Source organism: Planobispora longispora (genome assembly GCF_016863135.1).
GTDB classification, from domain to species: domain Bacteria; phylum Actinomycetota; class Actinomycetes; order Streptosporangiales; family Streptosporangiaceae; genus Planobispora; species Planobispora longispora.
On record NZ_BOOH01000021.1, the window covers coordinates 357,092 to 373,572 of the forward strand.

14 protein-coding genes and 1 pseudogene are annotated in these 16,481 nt (G+C 72.1%); 9 read left to right on the top strand and 6 right to left on the bottom strand.

Going from position 1 to position 16,481, the window contains the following annotated elements; all coding sequences use genetic code 11:
- Positions 1-283: 283 nt before the first annotated feature.
- The 7 genes and pseudogenes from Plo01_RS15555 (at position 284) to Plo01_RS15585 (ending at position 8,544) form a co-directional block, all read left to right on the top strand.
- Positions 284-1,438, top strand: a complete 1,155-nt coding sequence (locus tag Plo01_RS15555; protein ID WP_203891272.1) for a serine hydrolase domain-containing protein — start codon at positions 284-286, stop codon at positions 1,436-1,438.
- A 162-nt stretch (positions 1,439-1,600) separates the two neighbouring features.
- Positions 1,601-2,200, top strand: a pseudogene (locus tag Plo01_RS15560) (NAD(P)-binding domain-containing protein); the annotation flags it as partial.
- Positions 2,201-2,283: 83 nt separating this feature from the next.
- Positions 2,284-3,702 (top strand): uracil-xanthine permease family protein, encoded by a 1,419-nt coding sequence (locus Plo01_RS15565; RefSeq protein WP_203891273.1) that lies wholly within the window; start codon positions 2,284-2,286, stop codon positions 3,700-3,702.
- Positions 3,699-4,568: an FAD binding domain-containing protein gene (locus tag Plo01_RS15570; protein ID WP_203891274.1), complete on the top strand. Its 870-nt coding sequence runs from the start codon at positions 3,699-3,701 to the stop codon at positions 4,566-4,568. Before Plo01_RS15565 ends, Plo01_RS15570 begins: the two co-directional genes overlap by 4 nt.
- Positions 4,561-5,046 (top strand): (2Fe-2S)-binding protein, encoded by a 486-nt coding sequence (locus Plo01_RS15575; RefSeq protein WP_203891275.1) that lies wholly within the window; start codon positions 4,561-4,563, stop codon positions 5,044-5,046. The genes Plo01_RS15570 and Plo01_RS15575 overlap by 8 nt, the downstream gene beginning before the upstream one ends.
- A 58-nt stretch (positions 5,047-5,104) precedes the next feature.
- Entirely contained in the window at positions 5,105-7,492 is a 2,388-nt protein-coding gene (cutA, locus tag Plo01_RS15580; RefSeq protein ID WP_203891276.1) for an aerobic carbon-monoxide dehydrogenase large subunit, read from the top strand.
- Positions 7,493-7,659: 167 nt separating this feature from the next.
- On the top strand, positions 7,660-8,544 hold the full coding sequence (locus Plo01_RS15585; RefSeq protein ID WP_203891277.1) for a hypothetical protein: 885 nt from the start codon (positions 7,660-7,662) through the stop codon (positions 8,542-8,544).
- A 51-nt stretch (positions 8,545-8,595) separates the two neighbouring features.
- Here the strand turns inward: Plo01_RS15585 and Plo01_RS15590 are convergent, their stop codons facing one another.
- On the bottom strand, positions 8,596-10,827 hold the full coding sequence (locus tag Plo01_RS15590; protein WP_203891278.1) for a molybdopterin-dependent oxidoreductase: 2,232 nt from the start codon (positions 10,825-10,827) through the stop codon (positions 8,596-8,598).
- A gap of 226 nt (positions 10,828-11,053) precedes the next feature.
- Here Plo01_RS15590 and Plo01_RS15595 point away from each other — a divergent pair, with 226 nt between their 5' ends.
- Both Plo01_RS15595 and Plo01_RS15600 read left to right on the top strand, forming a co-directional pair.
- Positions 11,054-11,608 carry a hypothetical protein gene (locus tag Plo01_RS15595; RefSeq protein ID WP_203891279.1) on the top strand — a complete coding sequence of 185 codons (555 nt, stop codon included), beginning with the start codon at positions 11,054-11,056 and terminating at the stop codon, positions 11,606-11,608.
- Entirely contained in the window at positions 11,605-12,078 is a 474-nt protein-coding gene (locus Plo01_RS15600) for a hypothetical protein (RefSeq protein ID WP_203891280.1), read from the top strand. Before Plo01_RS15595 ends, Plo01_RS15600 begins: the two co-directional genes overlap by 4 nt.
- A 47-nt stretch (positions 12,079-12,125) precedes the next feature.
- On the opposite strand, the gene Plo01_RS15605 is transcribed toward Plo01_RS15600, so the two are convergent.
- The 5 genes from Plo01_RS15605 to cydB form a co-directional block, all read right to left on the bottom strand.
- Entirely contained in the window at positions 12,126-13,337 is a 1,212-nt protein-coding gene (locus Plo01_RS15605) for a sensor histidine kinase (protein ID WP_203891281.1), read from the bottom strand.
- 164 nt (positions 13,338-13,501) lie between these two features.
- Positions 13,502-14,746, bottom strand: coding sequence for an MFS transporter (locus Plo01_RS15610; RefSeq protein ID WP_203891282.1), 1,245 nt, complete (start codon positions 14,744-14,746; stop codon positions 13,502-13,504).
- 54 nt (positions 14,747-14,800) lie between these two features.
- Positions 14,801-15,148 (bottom strand): type II toxin-antitoxin system PemK/MazF family toxin, encoded by a 348-nt coding sequence (locus Plo01_RS15615; RefSeq protein WP_203891283.1) that lies wholly within the window; start codon positions 15,146-15,148, stop codon positions 14,801-14,803.
- Complete coding sequence (locus tag Plo01_RS15620; RefSeq protein ID WP_203891284.1) at positions 15,145-15,387, bottom strand: hypothetical protein; 243 nt, start codon at positions 15,385-15,387, stop codon at positions 15,145-15,147. Before Plo01_RS15620 ends, Plo01_RS15615 begins: the two co-directional genes overlap by 4 nt.
- 143 nt (positions 15,388-15,530) lie before the next feature.
- Positions 15,531-16,472: a cytochrome d ubiquinol oxidase subunit II gene (cydB, locus tag Plo01_RS15625; protein WP_203891285.1), complete on the bottom strand. Its 942-nt coding sequence runs from the start codon at positions 16,470-16,472 to the stop codon at positions 15,531-15,533.
- Between the last annotated feature and the right edge of the window lie 9 nt (positions 16,473-16,481).

The following is a 16,481-nucleotide window of genomic DNA, read 5'->3' on the forward strand; positions in this document are numbered from 1 at the left end:
GGTCGGCTCAGTCTTGCATTAGCCGCCATCTCATTGCAAGAATCGCCTTGCATTCATCGCCATTCTCATTGCAATTGCGTGGTTAATGCCGCCTTACAGCGTTGACGAAAATATGAATGCAAGTTACCTTTTCTCGTGTTGTAAACGTTGGACGCAATCGGAGCTCCTCGTGAGACCCGGCGCCGCCCGCCGGCGGCCTGCGCGGTCCTGATGTGCGTCCTGATCCTCGCCCGCGGCCTCGGCCTGCTGCTCGACGGCCGGGCGAATGATGCGAAAGGAACGGATGACGATGTTCGCCAAGGCGAGCCTGCTCATCGCCGCGACCCTGGTCACCACGGCCCTGCCCGCCTCCGTGTCGCCCGCCCCCGATCATCCTGAGGTGCGGCGCGTGCTGGAGCGGGCCGTGGCCGCCAAGCTCGCGCCCGGCATGATCGCCGAGATCCGCGACGGCCGGCAGGTGTGGTACGGCGCGGCAGGCGTGTCCGACACCGAGACCGGCCGCAAGCGCCACCGGGGCGAGCGGTTCCGTATCGGCAGCGCCACCAAGTCCTTCACCGCCGCCGTGGTGCTCAAGCTGGTCGCCGAGGGCAGGCTGAGCCTGGACGACACCCTGGGGCGGCATCTGCCCGGCCTGTTCACCGGCACGGCCTACGAGCCCGACAAGATCACCATTCGGCAGCTGCTCAACCAGACCAGCGGCCTGTTCGCCTACACCCACGACCCCGACCTCATCAAGCTGGGCGTGGGTCAGGAGTGGTTCAAGCACCGCTACGACACCTACACCCCCGAGCGGCTGGTGAAGATCGCTCTCAAGCACCCGCCGGTCAACCGGCCCGGTGAGCGCTTCTGGTACTCCAACACCAACTACATCCTCGCCGCCATGATCGTCGAGAAGGCGACCGGCCGCCCCTTCGCCCAGGAGCTCGACCGGACCGTCATCCGCCCGCTGCGCCTGACCGGCACCTGGTTGCCCGGCGCCGACCCCGGGATCCGGGGCCCGCACCCGGTGCACTACTCCACCCTGTTCTCCCAGGACCCGGACCCGGCCGTCTACGACACCACCGAGATGGACCAGTCCTTCGCCTGGGCCGCCGGCGGCATGATCTCCACCACCGGTGACCTCAACCGCTTCTTCTCCGCCCTGTTCGGCGGCCGCCTGCTCCCGGACGCGCAGCTGCGCGAGATGCTCACCACCGTCTCCACCGACGACTCGGGCTGGATCCCCGGCACCAGGTACGGCCTGGGCGTCTTCACCCAGGAACTGCCCTGCGGGGTGAGCGTCTGGGGCAACGCCGGCGCCACCTACGGCTCCTGGAGCTACGCCATGGGCACCCTGGACGGCGAGCGCCGCCTGGCCGCCCACGTCAACGGCGACTGGGCGCCGCTGAGCCTCTTCACCGACGTGCTGACCGCCGGCTTCTGCTCCGCCGGGTCCTGACTCCCGGCAACGCCCCCCGGGAGGCGCCGCTCTGAGAATTCCCCGAGAATCCCCCGGCAAGACTGAGGTTGAACATTCAACCACATGAGGGATGGAGGTATCTGATCATCGAGGCGGGCCCCGCAGCGGGCACGTTCTTCCGGACCTTCACGCCACCGCAGACTCATCTCGATCAACAAGAAGCACACCGGACGGCAGGACCCGGAGCTGAACCTCCGGATGGACTGGAACTCGCTGCTCTCGGACGATCCGGACCTGCTGTCCACCCGCTACAGCGACCGGTACTTCCCCGACGCCGACGACATGGTCCGCTATCTCGGCGACTTCGCCGCCGCCTGCGGGCTGCGGGTGCTCTACGGCACCCGGGTCCGCCACGTCGCCCGCGTCCCCGGGGAGGACCTGTTCCAGGTGACCGACGAGCGCGGCCGGACCCGTGAGGCGCGGCGGGTGATCGTGGCCACCGGGGTCGGCCGGCCCGACGTCCCGCCGATCCCGGGCATCGAGACGGCCGAGCCGTACGGCGCCGCCTCCACCGACGCGGTCGGGCCGGGGCCCTCTGCCGCTGTGTGGGCGCGCGGCCTTCCGGCCGGTGAGTCCCTGTTCCTCCCCCGTGGAAGCGCCCGGTGCGGCCCGGACGGCGGGACTTTCCGTGATCTTTCATGGCCGACACGGCGCTCTTGCTGGCGGTGCGTAACGCGTTCCCTGGTCAATGGGTTAGTTTTGGCAGATCATGACGGTGTGGGGCCGGGTTCGCGGGCCTAATGTGCCCGCAACGGCAGCAAGCGATCCGCCGGAGGGAGCCTGCGGGGCGGCCACCGACCGACGGCCCGGGAAAGGTGGGCTTGATGGTTGCAGGTTGGACGAAACACGGCGACGGCCGGTCTCTCGCGCCGGGGGAGGTCGTCAAGCCCGAGGAACGCCTGTCCTGGCCGCGCATGGTCGGGTTCGGGGCGCAGCACGTCATCGCGATGTTCGGGGCGACCTTCGTCTTCCCGCTGGTCATGGGCCTGGACCCGAACGTCGCGATCATGTTCTCCGGGGTCGCGACGATCCTGTTCCTGCTCATCGTGCAGGGCAAGGTCCCCAGCTACCTCGGGACCAGCGCCTCGTTCGTGGGCGGCGTGCTGGCGATCAGGGCGATCTTCGGCGGCGACACGCCCGAGGTCGACGCGATCGTCACGGGCGCGATCCTCGTCGCGGGCCTGGTGCTGGCCCTGATCGGCGTGGCGATGCACGTCCTGGGCGTGCAGGTCATCAACAGGGTCTTCCCGCCCGTCGTCACGGGCGCGGTCGTCATGCTGATCGGCTTCGGCCTGGCCTACGTGGTCGCGGACGTCTACTGGCCCCAGGACCAGTGGATCGCGCTGATCACGATGACGGTCACGTTCCTGATCATCGTGCTGTTCCGCGGCTTCATCGGCCGCATCGGCATCCTCCTCGGGCTGGTCATCGGTTTCGTCCTCTCCTGGCTGGCCGACCGGGTCTTCGGCGACATCACGGCCTTCAACGCGGCCGCGGGGAAGGTCGACACGCACCCCCGGGTGAGCTTCGACGCGGTCGCGCAGGCCGACTGGATCGGCCTGCCCGGCATGCACTGGCCCGACTTCGAGTTCTCCGCCGTCCTGCTGGTCCTCCCGGCGGTCATCGCCCTCGTCGCCGAGAACGTCGGCCACGTCAAGGCCGTCGGCGAGATGACCGGGACGGACGTCAACCCCTACATGGGCCGGGCGATCATCGGCGACGGCGTGGCCACCGCGGTCGCCAGCGCCGCGGGCGGCTCGCCGACCACCACCTACGCCGAGAACATCGGCGTGATGGCCGCCACCCGGGTCTACTCGACGGCCGCCTACTACATCGCGGCCGTCATCGCGATCCTGTTCGGCCTGTGCCCCAAGTTCGGCGCGCTCGTCGCGGCGACCCCGGGGGGCGTGCTCGGCGGCATCACGGTCATCCTCTACGGGATGATCGGTCTGCTCGGCGCGAAGATCTGGATCGAGAACCGGGTGGACTTCGCCGACCCGGTCAACATGGTCCCCGTCGGGGCGGGCATCATCCTGGCCATCGGCCCGGTCGAGCAGGTGATCTCCGAGGACTTCAGGATCTCCGGGATCGCGCTCGGCACCATCGTGGTCCTGGGCGGCTACCACCTGCTCCGCGCGATCGCCGATCGGCGCGGCACCGGGGTGGGGGACGACGGCGGCCCCCGGGGGACGACGGCGCATCCCAAACGGCCCGTCGATCCCGGTCGGGAGGCCGCCGGGTGAAGCCACCCCCCTTCGACTACCACCGTCCCTCCTCCCTCGGTGAGGCGCTCGACGTCCTGGCCGGGACGGGGGAGGACGGCAAGGTCCTCGCGGGCGGCCAGAGCCTGATCCCGCTGCTGAACATGAGGCTGGCCGCGCCCGCGCACCTGGTCGACATCAACCGGCTGACGGACCTGGCCGCCGTCGAGGAGGAGCCGGGCGGGCTCCGAGTCGGGGCGCTGGCCCGGCACTCCCGGGTGGAGCGCTCGGCGCGGGCCGCCGAGGTCCAGCCGCTGCTGGGCCAGGCGCTGCGGCTGGTGGCCCACCCGGTGATCCGCAACCGGGGCACCGTCGTCGGCAGCCTGGTCCACGCCGACCCGGCCGCGGAGCTGCCCGCGGTGCTGGCCCTGCTCGGAGGTTCGGTACGGCTGGCGCGGCGCGGCGGCACGCGCGACGTCCCGGCGGCGGGGTTCTTCACCGGCCCGCTGGAGTCGGCGGCCGGCCCCGGGGAACTGGCCGTCTCCGCCTTCTTCCCCGCGCTGGCCCCGCGCTCGGGCACCGCCTTCCACGAGGTGGCCAGGAGGCACGGCGACTACGCCCTGGCCGGGGTCGCGGCCCTGGTCGGCCTGGACGACGACCTGCGCGTCAGCGTCGCCCGGGTGGCGTGCGTGAGCGTGGGACCGGTCCCGCTGGTCGCCGACGTCGTCGGCGCGTGCGGGCACCGGCCGCCCGCCTCGGCGGACTGGGCCGGGGCGGCGCGGGCCGTACAGGACCGGATCGAACCGGAGACCGACATCCACGCGACCGCGGACTACCGGCGGCACCTGACCGGTGTCCTCGCCGAGCGGGCGCTCCGCGACGCGGCCAGGGAGGCGCTGCATGCCTGAGCGGGTCCACGAGATCACGCTGACCGTCAACGGGACGGTGCGGCGGGTCGCGGTGCCGGGGCGGCGGTTGTTGTCGGACTGCCTCCGGCACGACCTGGGGCTGACCGGCACGCACGTCGGGTGCGAGCACGGGGTGTGCGGGTGCTGCACGGTGCTGCTGGACGGCGAGCCGGTCCGCTCGTGCCTGACGTTCGCGGTGACCGCGGACGGGCACGAGATCACCACCGTCGAGGGGCTCGCGGACGGCGAGCGGATGTCGCCGGTGCAGCGGGCCTTCGCCGAGTGCCACGGCCTGCAGTGCGGGTTCTGCACCCCGGGGTTCCTGTGCACGGTCACCGCCCTGCTCCGGGAGAACCCGGCGCCGACCGACGAGGAGGTGCTGGAGGGCATCTCCGGGAACCTGTGCCGGTGCACGGGCTACCAGAACATCATCAAGGCCGTGCACCGCGCGGCCGAGCTCACGGCGGAGGAATCGTGACCGTCTTCGGCCCAGGCGCCCGCCGCCCACCGCGATCCGACGGGCGGGAGGCCGGGCGATGACGACGAAGCTGTTCGGCGAGCCGGTCCAGCGGCGGGAGGACCCCCGGCTGCTCACCGGGCGGGGCCGCTACCTGGACGACCTCGGGCCGGACGCGCTGGCGGCGGCGTTCGTCCGCTCCCCGCACGCGCACGCGCTGATCCGCGACATCGACGTCTCCGACGCGCTCGACGTGGACGGGCTGGTGGCGATCTACACCTGGGAGGACCTGCCGGACCGGCTCGCCGAGCCGCTCCCGCTGCTCATCCCGCACCCGGCGCTGACCCACGGCCGCACCGCCCACCCGCTGGCCCGCGAGCGGGTCCGGCACGTCGGCGAGCCGGTCGTGATGGTCGTCGCCCGCGACCGCTACCTGGCCGAGGACGCCTGCGCGCTCATCCGGGTGGACTACGAGGTCCTCAAGCCCGTGGTGGGCGTGGAGGAGGCGGCGCAGGGCGCGCGGCTGGTCCACGACGACGTGCCGGGCAACGTCGGGGCGCACCTGGTCCAGGAGGCGCCCGCGGCCGACGGCCGCGACGCGCGCGAGCTCATCGAGGACGCGCCGCACACCCTGGCCTTCCGGCTGGACGTCGAGCGCAGCGCGTCCATGCCGCTGGAGGGGCGCGGCGTCTACGCCCGCTGGGACGCCGACGACTCCTCCCTGCGGGTCTACTCCAGCACCCAGACCTCCACCAGCGTCCGGATGGCCGTGGCCGCCAAGCTCGGCCTGCCGCTGCCCAAGGTCGAGGTGATCGCGCCGGACGTGGGCGGCGGGTTCGGCGTGAAGATCGTGCACCCGTGGCCGGAGGAGGTCCTCGTGCCGTGGGCGGCGATGCTGCTCGGCCGCGAGGTCAAGTGGGCCGAGGACCGGCGCGAGCATTTCATCTCCTCGGCGCACGAGCGGGCGCAGGTGCAGTTCGTCCGGGTCGGCTTCGACGACGACGGACGGCTGCTCGGCCTGGAGGTGACCATCCTGCACGACCACGGCGCCTACACGCCGTACGGGATCATCGTGCCGATCATCACCTCCACCCAGCTGCCGGGGCCGTACAAGCTGGGGGCCTACCGGGTCGAGTTCTCCTCCGTCTACACCAACACCGTGCAGGTCACGCCGTACCGGGGGGCGGGCCGCCCGCAGGCGGTGTTCTGCATGGAGCGCACGATGGACCGCATCGCCGCCCATCTCGGCCTGGACCGTACGGCGGTGCGCGCGGCCAACTTCATCCAGCCCGACGAGTTCCCCTACGACCAGGGGCTGACCTTCCAGGACGGCCGCCCGCTGATCTACGACAGCGGGGACTACCCCGAGTCGCTGCGGATGCTCAAGGAGCTGATCGGCTGGGACGCCTTCCCGGCGGAGAAGGAGCGGGCCGCGGCCGAGGGCCGGCGCATCGGCATCGGCGTCGGCTGCTACGTCGAGGGCACCGGCGTCGGGCCGTACGAGGGCGGCCACGTCCAGATCACCTCCGACGGCCGGGTGCACGTCTCCACCGGTCTCACCTCGCAGGGCCAGGGGCACGAGACCGTCTTCGCGCAGATCGCCGCGACCGAGCTGGGCGTGCCGCTGGAACGGGTCTCGGTCGTCACCGGCGACACCCGCAGGTTCGGCTACGCGGTCGGCACCTTCGCCTCGCGCGCCGCGGTGATGAGCGGCAACGCGATCGCGCTGGCCTGCCGGAAGGTCCGGGAGAAGGCGCTGCGGATCGCCGCCGACGCGCTGGAGGCCGACCCCCGGGACCTGGAGATCACCGACGGCATGGTGCACGTCGCCGGCTCCCCGGGCGCCGCGATCCCGCTGGCGACCGTGGCGGTGCTGTCCAACCCGCTGCGCTACGCCTTCGACGCGGAGGCGGCGCGCGCCACGCAGTTCGCGGGCGCGTCGTCGCCGGACCGGCCGCCGGTGGACGAGGGCGAGGAGCCGGGCCTGGAGGGACGCGACTACTACTCGCCGATCCGCTCGACCTTCGCCTCCGGCATGCACGCCGCGATCGTGGAGACCGACCCGCTCACCGCCGAGATCCGCATCCTGCGCTACGCCGTCGTCCACGACTGCGGCAACCTCGTCAACCCGATGATCGTCGAGGGGCAGATCCACGGCGGCGTCGCCCAGGGCGTCGGCGGCGCGCTGTACGAGCGGATGGTCTACGACGGCCACGGGCAGCTGCTCAACGCCTCGTTCATGGACTTCCTGATGCCGTACGCGACGGAGGTCCCGAAGGTGGAGACCGCGCACCTGCAGACCCCGTCCCCGCTCAACCCGCTCGGCATCAAGGGCGCCGGGGAGGCGGGGGTCATCCCGGTCTCGGCGGTGATCGCCTCGGCGGTCGAGGACGCCGAGGGCATCCCGATCACCAGGATGCCGCTGTCCCCGTCCGAGCTGTTCGACCTGCGCCGCGCCGCCTCCTGAGGCGTCGCGGGGACGGTTTTCCCGGCCGGTTGCGCGTCCGGTCACGGATGTGTTGCCGATCGGGTGCAAAGAACACGGAAAACCGCTCAGCTCCCGGCCTCCCGGTCCGATGAGATCCCCTGCCACGGATCGGCGGACGACAGGAAGTCGGGAGGAGCAGGGAAGCGATGGACAACAGACTGGGAACGGCGGCGCGGACCGGATGGGTCGTCCTCGCCGTGACGCTGCTGCTGGGAGTGATCTTCTCCGCGCCCGCCTCGGCCGCTCCCCGGATGAAGGCCGCGACGGCGGGGACCCGGGCGATGTGGCTGTGGGACATCGGCACGGCACGCCCGGCCGACGTGCTGAGCTGGGCGCGCACCCGGGGCGTGCGGGAGATCTTCGTTCACGCCGGTCCGCGGCTGCCCTCCGACACCGCCCGGCTGACCCGGATCCGGGAGCTGAAGCGCGGCGCGGACAAGTACGGGATCCGCCTGAGCGCGCTGGGCGGCGACCCGGCGTGGACCACCGACCACGCGGCGGCGCGGGCCTGGCAGCGGGCCGTCCTCGGCACCGGGCTGTTCGCCGGCAGCCACGTCGACGTGGAGCCGTACGCCCTGCCGGGCTGGCAGACCGACCAGGCCACGCTGGTCACGGGCCTGCTGCGGATGCTGCAGCTGCTGCAGGCCGACAACCCGCGCCCGCTGGAGGCCGACATCCCGTTCTGGTACCACACGATCCCCGCCGGGCCGGGCGTCACGCTGGCCGACGCGGTGCTGGCACGGGTCAACGCGGTCACCGTCATGAGCTACCGCGACACCGTCACCGGCCCCAACTCGATGATGGACGTCAGCGCCGACATCCTCACCCGCGGGACGAAGGCGGGCAAGCCGGTCCGGCTGTCCACCGAGACCACCCAGCTGGCCGACTGCGCCCACTGCACCTTCTACGAGGAGGGCTCCGCGCGGATGAGCGCGGCCCTGACGGCGGTGGACACGGCCGCCCGGGCGTACCCGGCCTTCGCCGGCGTCGCGGTCCACCACTACGCGTCCTGGCGGACGATGAAGCCCTGACCGGTCTTCCGCGAGGGCGGGGAGATCGCCCCGGCCCGGATCGGCCGCGCGTCAGCTCAGCGCCTCGACCCGGGCCGGGACGTGCTTGTGCCAGGGGGTTCCCACGTAGGGATCGCGGTCCTCGAGGGAGGTCAGCTCGTTGGGGGCGACGCCGGTCACCGTGCCGGCGTAGTCCAGCCCGAGGCCGTTGGGGAGCGAGACGTGTCCGGGCTGGAGGCTGTCGGTCAGCTCCACCGTGACCTCGGCGCTGCCCCGGCGGGTGGTCAGCCGGGCGGGCCCGCCGTCGGCCAGGCCGAGGGCGGCGGCGTCGTCGGGGTTGACGCGCAGCACGCCCGCGCCGTCGCGGCGGCGCCAGGCGGGGTCGCGCACGATGGTGTTGGCCGTGAACGCCCGGCGCTCCCCGGCGGAGAGCACGAACGGGAAGGCGGGGTCGGAACGCGGCGTCCCGCCGAGCCGGGAGATCTCCTCCAGCAGTTCGGGGATCGCGAGGTGGATCTTCCCGTCCGGCGTGCCGACGCGGGCGAGCGCGTCACCCGGCTCGTCGACCGCGAAGACCACGCCCGACCGGCTCCGCAGGATGGCGTCGAACAGGTTGTCGCCCAGTTCCAGCCCCTCACCGGGGATCCCGGCCCGCCGCACGGCCTGCGGGTGGGCGAAGGCGACCTTGTGCGCCAGCGCCCACAGGGACGCCGCCGCGGCGGAGCCGTCGGGCAGGGACGGGCCGAGGGCGCGGTACAGCGCGACCGGGGCGACCGTGGCGAGCGCGGGGTCGGCGGCCGCCGCGGACAGGAACGCCTCGGCGAACGCGGCCCGGCCCCGGGACAGCGCCTCGCGCAGCGCGGTGAGGTCGGGGACCGCGCCGATCGCCTCGCAGAGCCGGGCGTGGATCTCGGGCTCGGGCAGCAGGTCCGAGCCCGGCGGCGGGTCCAGCACCGGGGCGCGCAGGTGGAAGTAGTTCGCCGGGGTCTCGAAGTTGAAGAACGTCGCCTCCCACTTCTCGAACTGGGTGGGCGCGGGGAGCACGTAGTCCGCCAGCCGCGCGGTCTCGGTCATGGCGACGTCGACGACCACCAGCAGGTCCAGCGCCTCCAGCGCCTCGCGCATCCGCGCCGAGTCGGCCAGCGAGTGCGCGGGGTTGGCCGTCTCCACGAACATCGCCCGGTAGCGGGCGGGGTGGTCGGTGAGGATCTCCTCCGGGATCACGTTGCACGGGACGAGGCCGGAGACGATGCGGGCCCCGGCCACCGGGCTGAAGCGGTCGCGCCGGGGGCCCCAGTGGGAGAAGGAGATCATCGGGGCGAACGGGATGGGCGGGTTGTTCGTGCCGGCCCGGCCGAAGTTCCCGGTGAGCAGGTAGATCAGGTTGTCGAGGTAGCTGTTCAGGGTCGAGTGCGGGGACATCTGCACGCCCAGGTCCTCGTGGACGGCGACGCTGCGGGCGGCGGCGATCCGCCGGGCCGTGCCGCGGATCAGCCCCTCGGGGACGCCGCAGCCCGTCGCGTACTCCGCCACCGGGACCTCGGAGAGGACCGTCGTGACCTCGTCGAGCCCCACGGCGTGCCGGGCCAGCCACTCGGCGGCGATCAGGTCCTCCTGGACGAGGACGGCCGCCAGGGCGGTCAGCAGAAGGGCGTCGGTGCCGGGCCGTACCCGCAGGTGGATGTCCGCCAGCTCGGCGGTCTCCGTGCGGCGCGGGTCCACCACGATCAGGCAGCGGCCCGGGTCGCGGGCGATCTCGCGCAGCGTGGGGCGGGCCTGCGGGAAGCCGTGCGACTGCCAGGGGTTCTTGCCGATGAACAGCGCCACCTCGCAGTGCTCGAAGTCGCCGACGGCCACGTTGCCGTACATCCGGTCCCCGACCCAGAACTGGCCGGTCTTCTCCTGGGCCAGGGCGTTGGAGCGGTAGCGGGCGCCGAGGGCGCGCATGAACGACCCCGCGTAGGAGCCGCCGAGGTGGTTGCCCTGCCCGCCGCCGCCGTAGTAGAAGATCGACTCCCCGCCGCCGGCGTCCCGTACGGCCGTGAACCGCTGGGCCACCTCCCGGATGGCGGTGTCCCAGTCGATCCGCTCGAACGTGCCGTCCGGGCGGCGGCGGAGCGGGTGGGTCAGCCGGTCGGCGCCGTTCTGGTAGTGGTCGAGCCGGAGTGGTTTCTCGCACGCGTAGCCCTGGGAGGAGGGGTGGGCCTTGTCCCCCCGGATGCGGTCGAACCGCCGCCCGTCGAGGCGGATCTCGATGCCGCAGTTGCACGCGCACAACACGCAGGCGGTGGGCTTCCAGTCCATTCCGGCTCCCTGTGTTTGATTTGTGAACTCAGGCTAGCCGAAGAGGGTTCCGTTGTCTGCGGTCGATTTCGCCCGGAACGGCCCCGCCGGCGGCCGACGCGCGCGCCCGCCCGGGCCGCGACCCGTTCAGCCACCTGCAAGCGGGCTGCCAGTGTGACCCGGGATTCTCGTGTTCACGCTGCGCATCAGCGATTCAGCACGACACGTAAGAAAAGCGAGATGAGAAATGGCGACCACGGTCAGTCTCCCCCCGAAGATCAGCCTCTCCACCCTCAACGGCCGCCATCACAAGCCCGCGCTCATGTTCTACCTGGCCATCGTGATAGGCCACTGGGCCGAGCATGTGGTCCAGGCCGTCCAGGTCTACGTGTGGGGCTGGCCGCTGAGCGAGGCCCGGGGCGTGCTCGGCATCCCCTTCCCGTGGCTGGTGACCTCGGAGTGGATGCACTACGGGTACGCGCTGATCATGCTCGTGGGTCTCATCATGCTGCGCAAGGGCTTCGCCGGCAGGTCGCGCACGTGGTGGAACATCTCCCTGGGCATCCAGGCGTGGCACCACCTGGAGCACCTGCTGCTGCTCCTGCAGAAGCTCAGCGGCCTGTACCTGATGGGCAAGCCGGCCCCGACGAGCCTCCTGCAGCTGGTCCTGCCCAGGATGGAGCTGCACCTGTTCTACAACGCCCTCGTCTTCGTGCCCATGGTGGTCGCGATGCTGCTCCACCGCAGCTCCGAGCACGGGGCCGGGGCCTCCTGCACCTGCGCCGTCGCGCCCAGGTCATGACGGTTGCGAAACGACGTCCGGGCGCGTTCGACCTGGCTCTGGTCGTCATGGGGTTGCTGATGCTGCTCGCGTCCGTCCCCGAGATCGGTCCCTCCATCCGGGCCGCGCGCGCCGACGGGGTGAGCGGCGTGTTCACCGCCGAGGAACTGCGGTGCGTCCAGCATCCCGGGCACGAGTCCTGCGTCTGGGCCGGGGACTTCGCCTCCGCCGACGGACGGATCCTGCGGCCCGGTGTCGAGCTGTACGGCAGCGACCGCGACACGCTCACCGCCGGGCAGACCACCCCGGCCGTGGACACGGGGCGCGCGACCCGCGTCTACGGACCGGGCGGCTCGGGGGAGTGGATGTTCACCATCCTGCTCGCGCTGGCCGGGCTGGCGGTGCTGACCGCGGTCGCCGGACGCGTGCGGCGGCCGCGTGACCGAGGGAGTGCGCGCGCGGTCATGGTGGCCGCGCCGCAGGAGGCATGAGGTCCGTACGGCGTCCGCGATGACCATCGGCCGGGGCGGCGGGCCCGTCAGGTCGGCGCCGGGCCGGCGGCGGGGACGATGACCGTGAAGCAGCTGCCGGGATCGGCGGGGGTGTACCGCACGTCCCCGCCGTGGGCGAGGGCCAGCTCCCGGGTGATCCACAGTCCCAGCCCGACCGACTCGGGGCTGGTGTCGGCGCTGCTGAACCGGGCGAACAGCAGATCCCGCTTGTCCCTGGGCACGCCGGGGCCGTGGTCGCGCACGTGGATGGCGACCATGCCGTGACCGGTGGGTTCGGCGCTGATGACGATCGGCGGAGCGCCGTGCCGGATGGCGTTGGCGGCGAGGTTGACCAGGATCTGCTCCAGCCGCTGCGGGTCGACCCGGACGGTCAGGTCGTCGCTCACCGCCACGCCCACCGGGGCGGTGAGGTAGCCGACGGCCTCGTCGACCGCGGGGCGCAGCGGGATGGAGTGCAGGTCGAGCTGGAGGCCGCGGCTGTCGACCCGTTCGGCGTCCAGCAGGCTGGCGGCCAGCCGCCGGATCCGGTTGGTCTGCCGCAGGGCCATGGCGATGAGCTCGTGCCGCTGTCCTTCCGCCAGGTCGCCGTCGTCCTCGTCCAGGGTCTCCAGGGCGAACTGCACCGAGGTCAGCGGGGAGCGCACGTCGTGGGCGAGGGTGGCGGTCAGCGCCGCCCGCCAGCGCTCCATGCGCCGGATCGTGTCGCGGTCCCGCCGCTGGTGGTCCATCTGCCGGGAGAGCAGAACGCCCACGCTCATCACCGCGGGGACGAACATCACCGCACCACTGATCACCAGTGCCCCGCGGTGGTCGAGGACCAGCGGGGTCACGTAGGCCACCCCGGCGACCGGTCCCAGAATCAGCACGGCCGCGGTCGAGAAATGCAGCCCCACCCAGACGAAGAGCAGGGTGAGGAAGGGCGCGGTGCCGATCGAGCCCCCCTGGAACGTTCCGGTGCAGTAGGCGAGCAGCAGCAGCACGGGCAGGCACAGCGCCAGGGGCGCGCGCGGATCGAGGCGGCCCCAGGGGATCCACCACGTCGCCACGGCCGTGATCGCGGCGAGCAGGGAGACCACGAGGAGCTTGCCCTTCTCGCCGGGAGGCGCCGTCAGCAGTCCCACGACGGCCAGGACCGCTCCGAGCGTGAACACCATCGCCATCTGCCGCGCGGCGTGCTCCGGTCCTTCCCCGAGTATGGACCTCTCCTCCATCAGACCCCCCATCATCGGCTTCCCCAACCCTCCACCATAACAACCGGCGACAGTGAGACGACACTGGGTGATTTCCGGGGCCCGTCCGGCGCGGGACGCCGGCCAAGCGGATCGTCCGGCCAGGGAGGTCGTCCGGCCAGGCGGGTCGTGCGGGGAAGCCGGGAGGACGGCCTGCCCGGCGGGCGGGAAGGTCAGGCGGGCGTCTCGTCCGCGGCGGGCAGGTCGCGCATCCCGCGCAGCGGGGAGAGCAGCAGCGGCACCACGCAGAGCAGCCCGGCCGCGGCGCTGATCCACACCGTGGACCGGGCGCCGAACGCCTCGCCCAGAAGGCCGCCGGCGAGACCGCCGAGGGGGAGGACGCCCCACACCACGAAGCGCATCGTGGCGTTCATCCGGCCGAGCATGTGCTCGGGGGTGACCGCCTGACGGAAGCTCACCTGGCCGACGTTGTAGACGACGACGCCGATCGAGTTCACGAACGTCCCGGCCGCGAAGAACGCGACCTTCCAGCCGGGCTGGGTGAGCGGAACCAGGAGCATGAACGGCTGGGTGACCAGGATGGAGAGCCAGATGATCCGGGCCGACCCGACCCGGCGGCTCGCCCGCCCCACGATCGCCGCGCCGGTCAGGCCGCCGACGGCCGCGGCCGAGAGCAGCAGGCCGATGGCGCCGGGGGTGAGACCGATCACCCGGACCAGGAAGATCATCTCAACGGCGGCGAACACTCCGCTGGCGAAGTTCGCGGTGGCGGTGCAGGCGGCGATCATCCGCAGGATGCGGTGCGTGGCCACGAACCGCAGACCCTCGCCGATCTCCTTGAGCAGCCCCCGGCGCCCCTCCCGGCCCGGCGCCTGCTCGGCGGCGTCGATCCGCCACAGGAACAGGGCGGAGCCGAGGAAACTGAGTGCGTCCACGAGCACCGCGACGGGCGCGGTGAGCAGCTGCACGAGCCCGCCGCCCGCTCCGGGACCGGCCACGGCCGCCGACGAGCGCACGATCTCCAGCTTGGCGTTGCCGTCCACGAGCCGGTCGCGGTCGACGAGGCTCGGCAGGTAGCTCTGGTAGGCGATGTCGAAGAAGACCGTGGCCAGGCCGGTGCCGAGCGCCACGCCGTACAACTGGGGCATGGTCAACGCTCCCAGCCACCAGGCGACCGGCACCGAGGCCAGCAGCACGCCCCGGACCAGATCCGCGGAGATCAGGATCCGGCGCCGCGCCGTCCGGTCCACCCACACCCCGGCGGGCAGCCCGACCAGCAGGAACGCCGCGGTCTCCGCCGCCACCAGCAGGCCGGTCTCCAGCTCGCTCGCCCCCAGCACGCCGACGGCCACGAGCGGGAGCGCGAGGAGGCTGATCTGCGTGCCGAACTGACTGATCGTGTCGGCGCCGAACAGGAGCATGAAGTTCCGGTGCCGGAACAGGCTGGGGGAGGTCATCCGGGCATCGTTACGACGATTGCGCCGCCCCGCAACTTCTTTGAACCGGTGCGCTCAGACGGCGATGAGACGCCGGAGCCAGTGCTGGACCGCGCCGATCTCCTGATCGTCGGCGCATCCGAGAGGGCCGTCGCCGACGAGGCGGTGTGTGGAGATCGAGGTGATGTCCTCGGTGCGGGCCCAACTCCGCTGCCGGAGTCCGGAACTCGGAGAGGAGATGCAGACATGATGGGGAAGCCCGCGATCGCGAGTGGTCAGCGGCACCACAAGTGTCATCTCGATGGGAAACCGGCAGTGAAGGCCGGAGGCCACGATGAGCGCGGGTCTCCGTCCCCCTTGCTCGCCGCCGACGGGCATGCCGAAGTCGACCAGCCATGTCTGCCAGGGCAGCACACGGCTCACGCGGCGTCCTCGCCGTGCCGCCAGTCTCCGGCGGCGTTGTCGGTGAGGAGGGACTCCTCCCTGTATGAGGCCCATTCGGCCGGGTCGGCCCGCAACTGGTCGTACGCGGCGAGCACCGCTTGCTCCTCGTGCTCGTCGATCAGCCGCCGCAAAGTGTCCGCCAGAGTGGCGCCGCCGTACTCGGCCGCCACGCCGGCGAGTCGATCACGGAGATCGGTCGAGATCTTGATTGTCGTCATGCCCATATCTTCAGCATGCCTCATAGGCATGCGTGCGGGTATGCACGAACTGGCATACCCACACGTCACGTACTGTGGTGTGCCAATGCTTTACGGCTCCTCCGCCGACTTCCGGCGGATGCGGACCGGCCGTCCCCGCCGGGTCAGGACGGCTGGGCGACCAGGCGCTTGCGGAAGACCCAGTACGACCACGCCTGGTAGCCCACCACGAACGGAAGCGCGATCAGGCCGATCCAGGTGAGCGTCTGCAGCGCGTACGGTCCCGAGGCGGCCTCGGCGAGGGTGAGGCCGGGGAGCGGGGCCGGCCACAGGGCGCCGAACAGGGCGGCCCCGGTCAGGGCGACGGACGAGGCGGTGGCGGTGAAGGCCCAGCCGTCCCGTCCGCGCCAGGTCAGGGCCACCCCGGCGGCCAGGGCCGCGGTCGCGGCCAGCGCGAGGGCCCAGATCCAGACCGGGGCGTCCGGCCCGCCGGCGGCCGTCCCCGCCGAGGGGATGCCGGACAGCGCCGCGACCCCGGCCGGCAGCGCCACCGCGGAGAGGACCAGCGCGGCCCGGCGGGCGCGGGCGCGCACCGGGCCCAGGGTCTTCAGCGCCACGAAGACCGCGCCGTGCAGCAGGCACAGCGACACCGAGAACACCCCGCCGACCAGCATGGCCGTCACGCTGTCGTGCAGCAGGTCGGCGAAGACCGCGCCCCACAGGAAGGCCGGGAGCGCGCTGCCGATGAGGATGCCCAGGTCGCACCAGGCGCGGTCGGAGGCGTGGTGGACCTTGCCCCGCCACTCCAGGCCGACGCCGCGCACGATCAGCCCGACCAGGACCAGCACGATCGGCAGGTAGAACTCGCTGAGCATCCCGGCGTACCAGGCGGGGAACGCGGCGAACATCGCGCCCACCGCGCTGATCAGCCAGACCTCGTTGCCGTCCCAGACCGGGCCGATCGTGCCGAGGACCTGCTTGCGCTCGGCCTCGCCGCGGGACAGCGCCGGGGCGAGCATGCCGACGCCGAAGTCGAAACCCTCCAGGACGAAGAAGCCGGTCCAGAGGAAGGCGATGACCGTGAACCAGACGGTGGTGAGTTCCATCGTTCCCCC